We start from the raw sequence: 13,778 nt of genomic DNA, 5'->3' as shown, positions 1-13,778 counted from the left end.
CTCCGGCGCCGGCACCCGCGAGGTCCGGTGACAGACCGGACCCATCCCTCCATCAGCCTCCGCAGAGGAGCCCCGCCACCGTGCCGTCCACCCCTTCCCGCAGCCGCTCCTCCTCCCGCCGGCTCGCCGCCGCCCTTCTCGTCGTCGCCGGACTCGCCGGCCCGCTCGTCGCCTGTGGAGGCACCCAACCGGCCACTTCGCAGGTCAGAGTCGCGGCCACCGCGCCGGACGTCTCCACCGCCCCGAGCCCGTCCGCTTCCTCCCCCTTGCCCACTCAGCCCACCCGCGGCACCCCCTCGCCGCGGATCACGCAGCCCCCGACGGGGGAGCGGCACGCCCCCGACGCCCCCCGGGGTCCGCAGGTGACGCCGCGAAGCGCGACGACACCGCCACCGGCGCCGCGACACTCCTCGACGCCGGCGCCCACCCCGGCGCCGGGGAAGCAGCAGCGCCTTCCCGAGGGCCGGCTGACCGTCGCCGACACCGCACGGCTCACCGTCGGAATCACCGGTCTGCCCGCCTCGCCCCGACTCGTGCCCGGTGGCGCGCCGGTGGAGTTCACCGTGACACTGCGCAACACCGGGAACGCCGATCACCCGCTCATCGCTCCCGTGGTGCGCTTCGACCAGTACGACGGGGGGTTGGCGCCCCTCGGATCGGTCGCCGGCCGACTGGAACGCTTCGACCCGGCCACCGGCGCCTGGCGGGAAGCGCCGCTGCCGCAGGCCGCGGGCATGGACTTCCTCCTCGTCGCGACCGGCGGGGCGCCGCTGCCCAGGGGAGCGACGACGACGATCCGCTACCGGGTCTCGCTCGCGCCCGGTCTGCGCGCCGGCCGGACCGAACTCCAGGCGTACGCCGTCTCCCAGCCGTCCAACCAGCAGGCCGGAAAGGCCGCGACCGAGGTGACGATCGTGCCCTGACCCGGCACGCACCGCTCGTCACCGGCTTCCTTCCTCCAGGGCGCCCCGGGCCCGGCCCGGCCGTCACCACGCCCTCCGACACACAGTCCCGGCACCTATGTGCCCGAGCGGACTCCACCATGCCCGAAAACAGGAGACACATCATGCCGAAGACGTCTTTCCGACGCACTCTGCAGGGAATCCTCGCCACTGCAGCGCTCGCCCCCGCCCTCGTGTTCGCCGGTACCCAGCCGGCTTCGGCGAGCGTGGGATCCACCATCATGGGCATAGCCGCGCAGAACCTCGGCAACGGTCCGTGCGACACGAACAGCGCCGGAGGCTCCGGCTATTACGGAAGCTGCGGAGAGGCGTGGTGCGCCGACTTCGCGAAATGGGTCTGGGCGCAGGCCGGTGTGGACGTCACCGGCCTCACCCCCGCCGCCGGCAGCTTCGGCCAGTACAACGGCGGACTGAAGGGCACTCCCCACGTCGGTGACGCGGTGGTCTTCAACTACAACGGTGCCGGATACGCCGACCACGTCGCCCTGGTGAAGTCCATCAACGCCGACGGCACCATCACCACCATCGGCGGCAACCAGAGCGGTGCCGTGACCCAGGGCACGATCAAAAACGGCTACTACAACAGCCAGCGGGTCGACGGATACGTCTCACCGATCGGCGGAGTGGACCGCGATCCTGTGAAGCCGCCGATGGCGGTGGGGATGTCTCCGATTGTTGGTGTGGGTGATATCAACAGGACGGGTGTGGCTGATTATGTGGCTCGGGGGAAGGATGGTCATCTGTATTCGTATATGGGTGTGGGTGACGGTACTTTCACGGGTCGTTCGGATCTGGGTGGTGGGTGGAATCAGTACGACATGATCGTGGGTGCTGGTGACATCAACAGGACTGGTGTTCCTGATCTGTTGGCGCGGGACAAGACGACGGGTCGTCTGTATTCGTACATGGGTGTGGGTGACGGTACTTTCACGGGTCGTTCGGATCTGGGTGCGGGTTGGGATCAGTACGACCTGATCGTGGGTGCGGGTGATATGAACGGCACCGGTGTCGCGGACATCATCGCTCGGGATCGTGATGGTGTGCTGTGGATTTACATGGGTGTGGGTGACGGTAGTTTTACGGGTCGGACCAAGATCGGTCATGGTTTCGACATCTACGACACCATCGTCGGGGTGGGGGACATCAATAAGACGGGTGTTCCGGATCTGGTGGCGCGGGACAAGGTCACTGGTCATCTGTATTCGTACATGGGTACCGGGACGGGGACTCTTTCGGGTCGTACGGATCTGGGTGGTGGCTGGGAGAAGTACACGGCTCTGGCGGGTCCGGGTGACATCAACGGGACCGGGGTGGCCGACATCATCGCGTGTGACGGTGACGGGAACCTCTTCTCCCACATGGGTGTCGGTGCGGGTACTTTCACCGGTCCCACCAAGATCGGCCACGGCTACAACACCTACGCCTGAGGACTACGTCATGCGTATTCGTCGAACCGTGATCGCCGGCGTTCTCGCTGTGGCGGGACTGGTCGCTCCGCTCACCTCCTCGGCCCAGGCGGACAGCGTCAACACGGCTTCCGCGCCCGTCCTCCGTTTCCTCAGCTACAACATCTGCGGCAACTGGGAGAAGTGCAGCTCCACAGGGGACGAGGTCACCAACCGCGTCCGGAAGGTGTACGAGGAGACCGTGGCCTGGAAGACGGACGTCGTCCTCCTCCAGGAGGTCTGCCGTACGCAGTTCACCAAGCTCAAGGAAAAACTGGCCCCCCTCGGCTACGCCGGCTCCTTCACGGAGACCCTGACCCCCGCCAGAGACTCCTCCCAGGACCTCTGCAAGGACGATGCCGCTCCGAACCCGGTGGAGAGCGACTACGGGCTCGCCGTGTTCACGAAGGGAACCGCCGTCAACCCCCAGGTCGTCGACCTGGCCACGGGGCTGGAGTCGGGCACGGAGAGCTGGCCGGCCCTCTGCGTGGACGCCCCCCTCCAGGGACGCACCGCTCGGAGCTGCTCGGTGCACCTGTACTCCGACAGTACGGCCGTCGCGAAACAGCAGGCCGAGAACCTGGCGACCGTCGCGAACACCTGGATCGCCCAGGGCGTCCCCGTCGTCCTGGGCGGCGACTTCAACCCCCGGTACGGTGGGGGCCAGGCCAACGCGCCGCTCTCCACGGTTCTCGACCCGTTCTACAGCCACTCCGGGGGCACCGGCCGCTTCACCGAGGTCGACGAGACGGACGCGAGCCGCTTCACCGCCGCGTGCTCCGCCCTCCGGCCGCCCTCGGGACACTGCCGCTCGGGTGCTCCCACGCTCATGGCGAAGGCCCCCGACCCGGAGGCCAAGCTCGACTACATCTTCCTCAGCAAGGACCACTTCAAGAACGTCGCCGGCGACGTCCTGCCGCAGTCCCCCTCGGTCTCCGATCACTACGCGTACCGGGGCGCCGCCTCCTGGTCCTTCTGCAACAACCCCGACGACGGCATGGCGGACATGCTCCGCCGTGACGCGGAGGGCGATCTCTGGCGCCACTTCGGACGTTCCAACGGCGTACTCGCCCCTGTTCCCTGCAAGGTGGGCACCGGCATGGACGGCCTGCGCCTGATCGGGCGGGGCTCCGACCACGACGGCGGGGGCGAGGACCTGTACTCGATCGACGGGTCCGGAGACCTTCTCTTCCACCCCGGTCACAAGAGCGAGCTGTTCTTCTCCACCCCCCGGAAGGCGGGCTGGGGCTGGTCGGCGGCGACGGCGCTCAACTCCACCCCCGACATGAACGGGGACCGCCTCGCCGACCTGCTCGTCGCCTTCGACAACGGCGACCTCTACCTCGTCCCGGGCAACGGTGACGGCACGGTCGACGCCAAGATCCGCATCGGGCAGAACTGGGGTGTCTACGACACCGTGCTCACCCCGGGCGACGTCACCGGTGACGGCAAGGCCGACGTCATCACCCGAGACACGGCCGGGGCGCTGTTCGTACACCCCGGTACCGGCACGGGAACGCTGGGGGCGCGGACGCAGATCGGCCACGGCTGGCAGGTCTACAACACGGTGTTCGCCCCGGGAGACGTCAACGGAGACGGCAAGCCGGACCTGCTCGCCCGGGACGGCGCGGGAACGCTCCAGTTCTACGCGGGGAGCGGGACGCTGAACGGAAACGCCACCTTCGCCGCCATGGTCAAGGCCGGGGGAGGCCTCTCCACCACCGACCTGCTGCGCTGAGGCGACGGACCGGGTACCGCGGCAGGCCCGGTGCAAGAAGGCACGCGGAGGGCGCAACCGTACGGTTGCGCCCTCCGCCGTACCAGCCCCCCGTCGAACGCGGTCGGATCCGAGTCCGCCCGCCGACCGTACCGTCGGATGAATCCCCGACTCACGTCCATGCCGATCGCCTCGCCCCTGCCCGTTCCGCACGACTCCGTGCGGACCGCCGACGGACCGGCCCTCGTCGCCGTCGTCCAGCACGGGCACGCCCTCACCGGATGACGCCCCGCAGGTCCGACGAGAACCGGTGGTCGTGAGAGGTGGGGCATGGCCAGGCGCAGCGGGAAGCCGTGCTCGACGGTGAGCGGCTCGCCGTCGTGGTGGGTCGCCAGGAGCGTCTGCTCGGAGGCGAACCTTCACCGCACGCTGTCCCGGGGGAGGGTGTCGCCGCGCACCGCACATCTCGCGCTCGCATCGGAGGAGAACACAGGCAAGGACCTGTCCCCTCTTCTGACTTGCGCATATGCCCTGAAACGGTATCTTTCCCTCTCGTGTGATCCCCTGTACTCAGGGGGGGTGCCGTGGGTTCGTCCCTCTCTCCAGCCGCATGACCGGAGCGGTCCACGAGGCGAGGGAGAGCAGACGACGACACGTACGCACGGCGGTGGCGTCCTCGACGCGCGCCCGGCGTCCGACCGGGTTCCCCCGCGCGTTCGGCGCCGCCATGACCCTTTTCGGCGTGCACCAGTGGAGCGACATGACCGCCGGCCTCCCGGAGATGCCCCCGGTGACCCGCGGCCCGGTCGTGGTGAGGGATTTCTGGCTATACGACTACTTCCCGGAGGTCCCGACACGGAGGCCCGCCGCTGCCGTCCGGCCGACGGGATCACGGCGGCCGTCGGCGGAACCGGTGCCGTCGATGCCGTCCCGATCCCGCTCGACCGTACTCCGTACTCCGCGCCACGACCTGGCATCCGGAGCCCGGGACGAGCGCTTCGGCCACCTGCGCACACAACCCACCTCCCGCCGGGGTTCGCTCGTCCTCGTGCGTGTCGTGGCGGTGAAGAGAGCCACGGTGTGAACGTCCCGGTGCTCGGCCTGGGCGAACCTCAGGCACCGCCGAGGCGCCGGAGGAACCGGCGGAGCGGGTTGCCCGTGCGGACAGCCCGAAGGGCCGACACCCGTCCGCACAGTCCGCTGCCGCACCCCTCTTCCACGAGAGCGGCCGGCTTCCGGTCCCGCGCCCGGCCGGGCGCCGGAACCGCTAGGTTCGACCCGGCGCCGTGAGAGAACGTGAGAGATGAGAGGGTCTAGCGGGTGAGTGAGACACCACCGAACACCCTGCAGTACCGCGTCGACGGGCGGGAGGACGCCCCGGTCCTGGTCCTGGGGCCCTCCCTGGGCACCACGTTCCACATGTGGGACCGGCAGATCCCCGACCTCACGCGGGACTGGCGGATCGTACGCTTCGACCTCCCCGGACACGGCGGCGCGCCCGCGCGGCCCTTCGGCTCCGTCGCCGAGCTGGGCGACCGGCTGCTCGCCACCCTCGACGCGCTCGGGATCCAGCGCTTCGGGTACGCGGGCTGCTCCCTCGGCGGGGCCGTCGGGCTCGACCTCGCGCTGCGGGCGCCCCACCGGGTCGCCTCGCTCGCCCTGGTCGCCACCTCGCCCCGGTTCGGCACCGCCGACGAGTTCCGGCAGCGGGGCGTCATCGTGCGGGCCAACGGCCTGGAGCCGATGGCCCGCACCGCCCCCGAGCAGTGGTTCACCCCGCTCTTCGCCGGCGCGCAGCCCGCCATCGTCGACTGGGCCGTGCAGATGGTCCGTACGACCGACCCCGCCTGCTACATCGCCGCCTGCGAGGCCCTCGCCGTCTTCGACGTCCGCGAGGCCCTCGGCCGCGTCGGCGTCCCCGCGCTCGTGCTCGTCGGCTCCGAGGACCAGGTCACCGGGCCCGCCGAGGCCCGCACCCTGGTCGCCGGCATCGCCGACGCCCGGCTCGCCGTCGTCCCCGGCGCCTCCCACCTCGCCCCCGTCGAGCAGCCCGCCGCCGTCACCGACCTGCTCCTCGACCACTTCGCCGGGACCGTCCAGGACACCAGCGGCACCCTCACCGTGCCGCCGCTGCCCGCCGGACCGGCGCCCGTCGCCGAGCCCACGGCCCCCGCCCCGGCCGCCGAGCCCGCCGGGGACGGACGCCCCGACCCGTACGAGAAGGGGCTCGGGCTGCGCCGCGAGGTGCTCGGCGACGCCCAGGTGGACCGGGCCCTCGCCGAGGACCCGGAGGGCACCCTCCAGGGGCTCGTCCACCGCTACGAGTGGGGCGAGGTCTGGAGCCGCGAGGGCCTCGACCGGCGCACCCGCAGCGCCGTCACCCTCACCGCCCTCCTCGCCGGGGGCCACCGGGAGGCCCTCGCGGACCACACCCGGGCCGCCCTCCGCAACGGCCTCTCGCCCGACGAGATCCGCGAGATCGTGCTCCACGCGGGCGTGTACTGCGGCCTCCCGGCCGCCGAGACCGCCCTGCGGGTCGTCACCCGCGTCATCGCGGAGGAGACCACGCCCCCGGCGTAGCCTGGTCGTGTGAAGCTGACGAAGAAGTCCCACGCCTGCGTCCGCCTGGAGAAGGACGGGCGGACGCTCGTCCTCGATCCCGGCGGGTTCACCGAGGAGGACGCGGTCGCCGGGGCCGACGCGCTGCTCGTCACCCACGAGCACCCCGACCACTTCGACGAGGGCCGACTGCGGACCGCCCTGGAGGCGAACCCGGCCGCCGAGATCTGGACGCTGCGCAGCGTCGCCGAGCGGATCTCGGCGGCCTTCCCCGGCCGGGTGCACACCGTCGGCCACGGCGACGCCTTCACGGCCGCCGGGTTCGACGTCCAGGTCCACGGCGAGCTGCACGCGGTGATCCACCCCGACATCCCCCGCATCACCAACGTGGGCTACCTCGTCGACGGCTCCGTCTTCCACCCCGGCGACGCGCTCACCGTGCCCGACCACCCCGTCGACACGCTCCTGCTACCCGTCATGGCCCCCTGGAACAAGATCTCCGAGGTCATCGACTACGTGCGCGAGCTGAAGCCGCGCCGGGCGTACGACATCCACGACGCCCTGCTCACCGACCTCGCCCGGCCCATCTACGACCGCCAGATCGGCGAACTCGGCGGCACCGACCACTCCCGCCTCGCCCCCGGGAACTCCACCGAGATCTGAGCACGGGCGAACGGCCGTTGTCGGTGCCCGCCAGTAGGCTGGCGCCCATGCGCATCGCCACCTGGAACGTCAACTCGATCACCGCCCGGCTGCCCCGTCTCCTGGCCTGGCTGGAGAGCAGCGGCACCGACGTGCTGTGCATCCAGGAGACCAAGTGCACCGCCGAGCAGTTCCCCGCCGATGAACTGCGGGAACTGGGCTACGAGTCCGCGGTCAACGCCACGGGCCGCTGGAACGGCGTCGCGCTGCTCTCCCGGGTCGGCCTCGACGACGTGGTCACGGGCCTGCCCGGCGGCCCGGAGTACGACGGGGCGCAGGAGCCCCGGGCGGTCTCCGCGACCTGCGGCCCGGTCCGCGTCTGGTCGGTGTACGTGCCGAACGGCCGCGAGGTGGCCCACGAGCACTACGCCTACAAGCTGCGCTGGCTGGAGGCGCTCAGGGCGGCCGTCGGCGAGGACGCGGCGGGCGACCGCCCCTTCGCGGTCCTCGGCGACTACAACATCGCGCCGGCCGACGAGGACGTCTGGGACATCGCCGTCTTCGAGGGCGCCACGCACGTGACGGAGCCGGAGCGGGCCGCGCTCGCGGGCCTGCGCGAGACCGGCCTGCGGGACGTGGTCCCGCGCCCCCTCAAGTACGACCACCCCTTCACCTACTGGGACTACCGCCAGCTCGGCTTCCCGAAGAACAAGGGGATGCGGATCGACCTGGTCTACGGCAACAAGCCCTTCGCCGACGCGGTCACGGACAGCTACGTGGACCGTGAGGAGCGCAAGGGCAAGGGCGCCTCGGACCACGCCCCCGTCGTCGTCGACCTCGACGTGTAGCCGGCCCGCCGCCCGGGACCTGCCGCCCGGGGCCGGAGCCTGGGACCCACCGCCCACCGCCCACCGCCCACCGCCCACCGCCCACCGCCCACCGCCCGGAAACGATCTCCGCGCGCCGAGTGGTGGACCGGCGGGTGGCGGTGCGAGGCTGTTCGGATGAACATCCCGTTTCTGGACAGCTGGCGCAAACGGCACCATCTCGACTCCCCGGCCGCCCCGCCGGCCGCCGCCTTCGACCGCGCCCCGGACGGGATGGCCGAGCTGTTCGCCGAGTGCGAGCTGCTGCGCACCCGGGTCGCGGAGGCCGGGGTGGTGCTCGACGACACCCCCCGCTCCCTCCAGGAGCTCGACCAGCTGCCGCCCCGCTGGCGGGACGACCCGGAGGAGCTGCCCTGGTTCGGGAACGACGCCGGGCTCTACCTCGGCACGGTGATCGTCCGTGACGTCCCGGCCGCCCGCTGGCAGATGCGGCCCGGCGGCGGCCCGGTGGTGCGGCTCGCCTCCGGCCGGGAGATCCAGGTCGTCGAGGCCGGTCTCGACTGGGCGATGACGGGCGCCCCGCAGCTCTCCCAGGTGTACGCGGAGGCCGCCGAGTACTGAGCCGTACGCCTGTCGGCCGCCCCCCTTCCGCAGTAAATACGGCTAATACCCGTTTCATGCGTGTCGTCCCTGAAGTCCTTTTTCCGGTGGATAGTTTGCGTGGACCGCGACACCCACGGGAACCGCGACACCGCTGAGGAATGGGGCAGGGCAGCGTATGGCCGTCGTCGATCCGCTGATCGAACTGCGTGGCGTCAACAAGCACTTCGGCACCTTGCACGTCCTCCAGTCCATCGACCTCACCGTCGGCCGCGGGGAGGTGGTCGTCGTCATCGGCCCCTCCGGCTCCGGCAAGTCCACCCTCTGCCGGGCGATGAACCGCCTGGAGAGCGTCGAGTCGGGCGAGATCCTCATCGACGGACAGCCGCTCCCCGAGGAGGGCAAGGCGCTGGCCCGGCTGCGGGCCGAGGTCGGCATGGTCTTCCAGTCCTTCAACCTCTTCGCGCACAAGACCGTCCTCGCGAACGTCTCCCTCGCGCAGATCAAGGTCCGCAAGCGCAAGAAGGAGGAGGCCGACCGGCGTTCGCGCGAACTCCTCGCCCGGGTCGGACTCGCCGGGCACGCCGACAAGTTCCCGGCCCAGCTCTCCGGCGGCCAGCAGCAGCGCGTGGCCATCGCCCGCGCCCTCGCCATGGACCCCAAGGCGCTCCTCTTCGACGAGCCGACCTCGGCCCTCGACCCCGAGATGATCAACGAGGTCCTGGAGGTCATGCGGCAACTGGCCCGGGACGGCATGACGATGGTGGTCGTCACCCACGAGATGGGCTTCGCCCGCTCCGCCGCCAACCGGGTCGTCTTCATGGCCGACGGGAAGATCGTCGAGGACCGCGCGCCGGAGGAGTTCTTCACCGCCCCGCGCAGCGAGCGCGCCAAGGACTTCCTCTCCAAGATCCTCAAGCACTGACCGGACGGGAACCATGCAGCGTACGCACCGGACCCTGGCCGCGCTCGCCCTGCTGCTCGCCGCGACGGCGGCGCTCGGCGGCTGCGGCCGCGAGGGCAGCCCGCCCGTCAAGGGCCCGCAGCCCGACCAACTCCCGGTCTACCAGGTGAGGTCGGACTTCACCCTGCCCGGCTCCGCCACCTGGAACCGGGCGAAGAAGCGCGGCCGGCTCGTCGTCGGCGCCAAGGAGGACCAGCCCTACATGGGCGAGAAGGACCCCGCCTCCGGCCGCTACTCCGGCTTCGACATCGAGATCGCCAAGATGATGGCGGCCTCCCTCGGCTTCGACCCGGCCCGCGTCGAGTTCCGCACGATCGCCTCGGCCAACCGCGAGACCGCCCTGCAGAACGGCCAGATCGACTACTACGTCGGCACCTACACCATCAACGACAACCGCAAGAAGCTCGTCGGCTTCGCCGGGCCCTACTACCAGGCCGGCCAGTCCCTCCTGGTCCGCACCGACGAGGACGACATCGGAGGACCCCAGGACCTGGACGGCAAGCGGGTCTGCTCGGCCGCGGGCTCCACCCCGTACCAGCGGATCGAGAGGGACTACCCGAAGGCCGAACTCGTCGCCTACGACACGTACTCCGTCTGCGTGGACAACCTGCTGACCTTCCAGGTCGACGCGGTCACCACCGACGACACGATCCTCATGGGCTACGCGGCCAAGGTCCCCGACGAGCTCAAGGTGGCCGGGAAGCCGTTCTCGAAGGAGCCGTACGGCATCGGCGTCCCGCGCGGCGACACCGCCCTGCGCTTCGCCCTGGACGACGCCATCGCCGCCCACCAGAAGAACGGCGACTGGAAGAAGGCCTACGACGCCACCCTAGGCCTCTCCGGGGTCCCCGCCCCGCCGCCGCCCGCCATCGACCGCTATCCGGCGAGCTGACCCGGAGGAGCCTCCCGACATGGACGTCCTGACCGACAACTTCTCGCTCTACGGAAAGGGGTTCCTCGGCACCGTCGAACTCACCGTCTACGCCTCGGCGCTCGCCCTCGTCCTGGGCTTCGTCATGGCCTCCTTCCGGGTCGCGCCCGTCGGCTCCTTCCGGGTCTTCGGCACGGTCTGGGTGACCGTCCTGCGCAACACCCCGCTGACCCTGCTCTTCTTCGCGGTCATGCTGGGGCTGCCCCGCTTCGGACTCGTCCTGCCCTTCCAGCTGTTCGCGGTCCTCGCCCTCGGCTGCTACACCTCGGCCTTCGTCTGCGAGGTGCTGCGCTCCGGCATCAACACCGTGCCGCGCGGCCAGGGCGAGGCGGCCCGCAGCCTGGGCATGACCTTCGCCCAGACCCTCGGCACGGTCGTCCTGCCGCAGGCCTTCCGCACCGTCATCCCGCCCATCGGCTCGACCCTGATCGCCCTTGCCAAGAACTCGGCGATCGCCGGGGCCTTCAGCGTCACCGAACTCCTCGGCACCTACAAGACGCTGAGCGAGCTCGGCTACAACATCGTCTGGACCTTCGTCTGGATTGCCGTCGGCTACCTGATCATCACCCTCACCATCAGCGCCCTCTTCCACGTCATGGAGAAGCGCTGGGGAGTCGCCCGATGACCACCGAGTCCACCGCCCTCTACGACATCCCCGGGCCGAGCGCCCGGCGGCGCCACCTCCTCTACGGCCTCCTCTCCACCGCCGTGATCCTCGCCCTGGCCGGCTGGATCCTCTACCTCCTCTTCGACACCGGCCAGTTCACCTCCGTCAAGTGGTCGCCCTTCCTCTACGAGGGCATCCAGGAGCTGCTGCTCAGGGGCCTCGGCAACACCCTGAAGGCCTTCGCCTGCGCGTCGGTGCTCTCGCTCGCCCTCGGCGCCGTCCTGGCCGCCGGCCGCCTCTCCGAACACCGCGTCCTGCGCTGGGTCTCCACCCTCTTTGTGGAGTTCTTCCGCGCGATGCCCGTCCTCGTGATGATCTTCTTCATCTTCGTGGCCCTGAAGGTGCAGCCGCTGCCCGCCCTGGTCGCAGGACTGACCCTCTACAACGGCTCCGTGCTCGCCGAGGTGTTCCGCACCGGCGTCCACTCCGTGGCGCGCGGCCAGGGCGAGGCCGCGTACGCGCTCGGAATGCGCAAGACGCAGGTGATGACCCACGTCCTGGTGCCCCAGGCCGTCCGCGCGATGCTGCCCGCCATCATCAGCCAGCTGGTGGTGGCCCTGAAGGACACCTCGCTCGGATTCCTCATCACCTACGAGGAGTTCCTGCACGCGGGCAAGCTGATCGCGTCCAACCTCGACTACGACCTGCCGTTCATCCCCGTCGTGCTCGTCATCTCGCCGATCTACATCGGGATGTGCATGATCCTCTCCTGGTGTGCCACCCGGGTGGCCCGCAGGGAGCGCCGCGACCCGAGGGCGAAGGCCGTGGACGTCGCTCCGGCCGGACCGGGAGGGCCGCCGCCGGGAGGGCGGTAGCGGGGGCACGGGCCGCACCCGCCCGGCGGCAGCCGGAGATCACTCCTTCCGCAGCGGCACCGACACGTACGACGGGTCGGCGGCCGGGGAGGAGAAGGTCAGCTGCGCGCCGGTCGGGTTGTGCTCGATGTAGAGCGGGTCGACGGTGTCGACGACCAGCGCCAGCCGGTGCCCGGCGGGCACGTCGTACGCCGTGGAGAACAGCTCCAGGTCGACGCCGAACGGCTGCCCGGGCGTCTTGCCATGGAAGGTGTACGGGGCGTTGGTGACCAGCTTGCCGACGCCGAGCGGGCCCACGTCGTAGAGGTACGCGACGAGGGTGCCGCTCTCCTTGGTGGAGGCGACCGTGGTGTGCACCTTCACGGTGCCGCGCACCCGCTGCGGGGCGTCGTACCGCTCGGACTGCCAGACGCCGGCGAAGGAGCGGGGGAGGAGGGGGACGGAGACGACGGGCGGGGTGCGGAGGAACTGGTCCAGGGCGTTGGTGAGCAGGGTGACCCCGCCGTTGGCGCCGGAGTCGACGTTCGCCCACACCCGCTGCGTGCCGCCGAGGTCGAACTTGCGCTGGTTCGCGTGCACGGACTTCCAGTCCGGATAGCCCTCGTAGCCGCCCGTCGACCGGGACTTGAGCTGGACGGGCTGCTCGCGGTCGATGCCGTTGTCGGTGCCCTTGAGGTACCGGTCGAACCAGCGCTGGGCGTTGGTCCAGGTGTCGTTGGGCAGGCCGAACAGGCCGGTGAGCTCGGCGGTGGCGTGGTCGCCGGGGCGGAACTCCAGACGCTTGGGGCCGGTGAGCTTCTCGTAGAAGCTCGCGTACTGGTTGGGCGGGAAGATGGTGTCGCCCCAGGCGTTGCCGAGCATGATCGCGGCGCCGTTGGCGTTGATCCGGTCCAGGTAGGTCACCGGGGAGCGCGTGCGGCCCCAGGCGATCATGTCCTCCTCCTTGGCCAGGTTGGAGGAGAGGAAGTCGCTGAGGATCTGCTTGAGTTCGGGGCCCGGACGGCCGGTGAGGGCCCCGGCGCCGCCGAGCAGGGCGGCGGCCTGGAGGTGCTGGGTCCGGCCGCTGTAGATGGACTCGATGAGGTCGGCCCAGCCGCTGAGCGCGGCGACGGCCTTGACCCTCGGATCGTGCGCGGCGGCGAGCAGGCTGATCCCGGCGCCGTACGAGACGCCTCCCATGCCCACCCGGTCGGGGTCGGCGGCGGTGTTGGCCAGGGCCCAGTCGATCACCTTGGAGGCGTCGGCGACGTCCTTGGGGCCCGCGGTCTCGATCTCCCCGCCGGACTGCCAGAAGCCGCGCGAGTTGTAACTCACCACGACGTAGCCGGAGTCGGCGAGTTTCCGCGCCTGGGCGAGGTACTCGATCTGGGGCATGGCCCAGCTGGTGGGCAGCACGATCAGGGGGTGGCGGACGCCGGCGGACCCGGCGGGGGCGAGGACGTTCGCCTTGAGGACGGTGCCGCCCTCTCCCGCGATGTCGACGAAGCGGATGCCGGTGGAGTCGGCGGTCTCCACGGCCTGGGCGGCGGGGGCGAGCCCGAGGGCCGTCCCGGCCACGAGGGCGGCCGAGACGGCGAGGACCAGGGATGTGCGCACGGGGCACTCCTCACTGGGGGCGCCGATGGGTGGTCGGCGATGGGGGGCAGTGA

13 protein-coding genes and 1 pseudogene are annotated in these 13,778 nt (G+C 70.7%); 12 read left to right on the top strand and 2 right to left on the bottom strand.

Annotated features, from left to right (window positions below):
• Positions 1-80 precede the first annotated feature (80 nt).
• From ACIQD7_RS02880 to ACIQD7_RS02865, 4 genes are all read left to right on the top strand, one after another.
• Positions 81-923, top strand: a complete 843-nt coding sequence (locus ACIQD7_RS02880; protein WP_402438844.1) for a hypothetical protein — start codon at positions 81-83, stop codon at positions 921-923.
• Between the two features lie 143 nt (positions 924-1,066).
• Complete coding sequence (locus tag ACIQD7_RS02875) at positions 1,067-2,389, top strand: FG-GAP-like repeat-containing protein (protein ID WP_402438842.1); 1,323 nt, start codon at positions 1,067-1,069, stop codon at positions 2,387-2,389.
• 10 nt (positions 2,390-2,399) lie between these two features.
• Positions 2,400-4,145: an FG-GAP-like repeat-containing protein gene (locus ACIQD7_RS02870; protein ID WP_402438840.1), complete on the top strand. Its 1,746-nt coding sequence runs from the start codon at positions 2,400-2,402 to the stop codon at positions 4,143-4,145.
• 138 nt (positions 4,146-4,283) lie between these two features.
• A complete protein-coding gene (locus ACIQD7_RS02865) occupies positions 4,284-4,409 on the top strand; it encodes a hypothetical protein (RefSeq protein WP_402438838.1) in 126 nt (41 codons plus the stop codon).
• A gap of 35 nt (positions 4,410-4,444) precedes the next feature.
• On the opposite strand, the pseudogene ACIQD7_RS02860 reads toward ACIQD7_RS02865, so the two are convergent.
• A pseudogene (locus ACIQD7_RS02860) lies at positions 4,445-4,540 on the bottom strand (molybdopterin-dependent oxidoreductase); the annotation flags it as partial.
• A 904-nt stretch (positions 4,541-5,444) separates the two neighbouring features.
• On the opposite strand from ACIQD7_RS02860, the gene ACIQD7_RS02855 reads away from it, so the two are divergent.
• From ACIQD7_RS02855 to ACIQD7_RS02820, 8 genes are all read left to right on the top strand, one after another.
• Entirely contained in the window at positions 5,445-6,704 is a 1,260-nt protein-coding gene (locus tag ACIQD7_RS02855; protein WP_402438836.1) for an alpha/beta fold hydrolase, read from the top strand.
• A 9-nt stretch (positions 6,705-6,713) separates the two neighbouring features.
• Positions 6,714-7,346, top strand: a complete 633-nt coding sequence (locus ACIQD7_RS02850; RefSeq protein WP_121833150.1) for an MBL fold metallo-hydrolase — start codon at positions 6,714-6,716, stop codon at positions 7,344-7,346.
• A gap of 47 nt (positions 7,347-7,393) precedes the next feature.
• Positions 7,394-8,173 carry an exodeoxyribonuclease III gene (locus ACIQD7_RS02845; protein ID WP_402438833.1) on the top strand — a complete coding sequence of 260 codons (780 nt, stop codon included), beginning with the start codon at positions 7,394-7,396 and terminating at the stop codon, positions 8,171-8,173.
• A gap of 156 nt (positions 8,174-8,329) precedes the next feature.
• Positions 8,330-8,773 (top strand): DUF6278 family protein, encoded by a 444-nt coding sequence (locus ACIQD7_RS02840; protein WP_402438831.1) that lies wholly within the window; start codon positions 8,330-8,332, stop codon positions 8,771-8,773.
• Between the two features lie 157 nt (positions 8,774-8,930).
• The gene (locus ACIQD7_RS02835; protein ID WP_383402430.1) at positions 8,931-9,677 is read left to right on the top strand and encodes an amino acid ABC transporter ATP-binding protein; all 747 of its coding nucleotides are present in this window, start codon (positions 8,931-8,933) and stop codon (positions 9,675-9,677) included.
• Between the two features lie 13 nt (positions 9,678-9,690).
• Positions 9,691-10,608 carry a glutamate ABC transporter substrate-binding protein gene (locus tag ACIQD7_RS02830; RefSeq protein WP_402438829.1) on the top strand — a complete coding sequence of 306 codons (918 nt, stop codon included), beginning with the start codon at positions 9,691-9,693 and terminating at the stop codon, positions 10,606-10,608.
• A gap of 19 nt (positions 10,609-10,627) precedes the next feature.
• A complete protein-coding gene (locus ACIQD7_RS02825; protein ID WP_121833145.1) occupies positions 10,628-11,272 on the top strand; it encodes an amino acid ABC transporter permease in 645 nt (214 codons plus the stop codon).
• Positions 11,269-12,129 (top strand): amino acid ABC transporter permease, encoded by an 861-nt coding sequence (locus ACIQD7_RS02820; RefSeq protein ID WP_121833144.1) that lies wholly within the window; start codon positions 11,269-11,271, stop codon positions 12,127-12,129. The genes ACIQD7_RS02825 and ACIQD7_RS02820 overlap by 4 nt, the downstream gene beginning before the upstream one ends.
• Positions 12,130-12,168: 39 nt before the next feature.
• Here ACIQD7_RS02820 and ACIQD7_RS02815 read toward each other — a convergent pair whose 3' ends face one another.
• Entirely contained in the window at positions 12,169-13,725 is a 1,557-nt protein-coding gene (locus tag ACIQD7_RS02815; RefSeq protein ID WP_402438826.1) for a CocE/NonD family hydrolase, read from the bottom strand.
• Between the last annotated feature and the right edge of the window lie 53 nt (positions 13,726-13,778).

This window comes from Streptomyces sp. NPDC093071, from assembly GCF_044754545.1.
In the GTDB taxonomy this organism is placed as follows: Bacteria; Actinomycetota; Actinomycetes; order Streptomycetales; family Streptomycetaceae; genus Streptomyces.
Note: the sequence above shows the minus strand (reverse complement) of the source record. Positions and strands in the feature narration are given on the sequence as shown.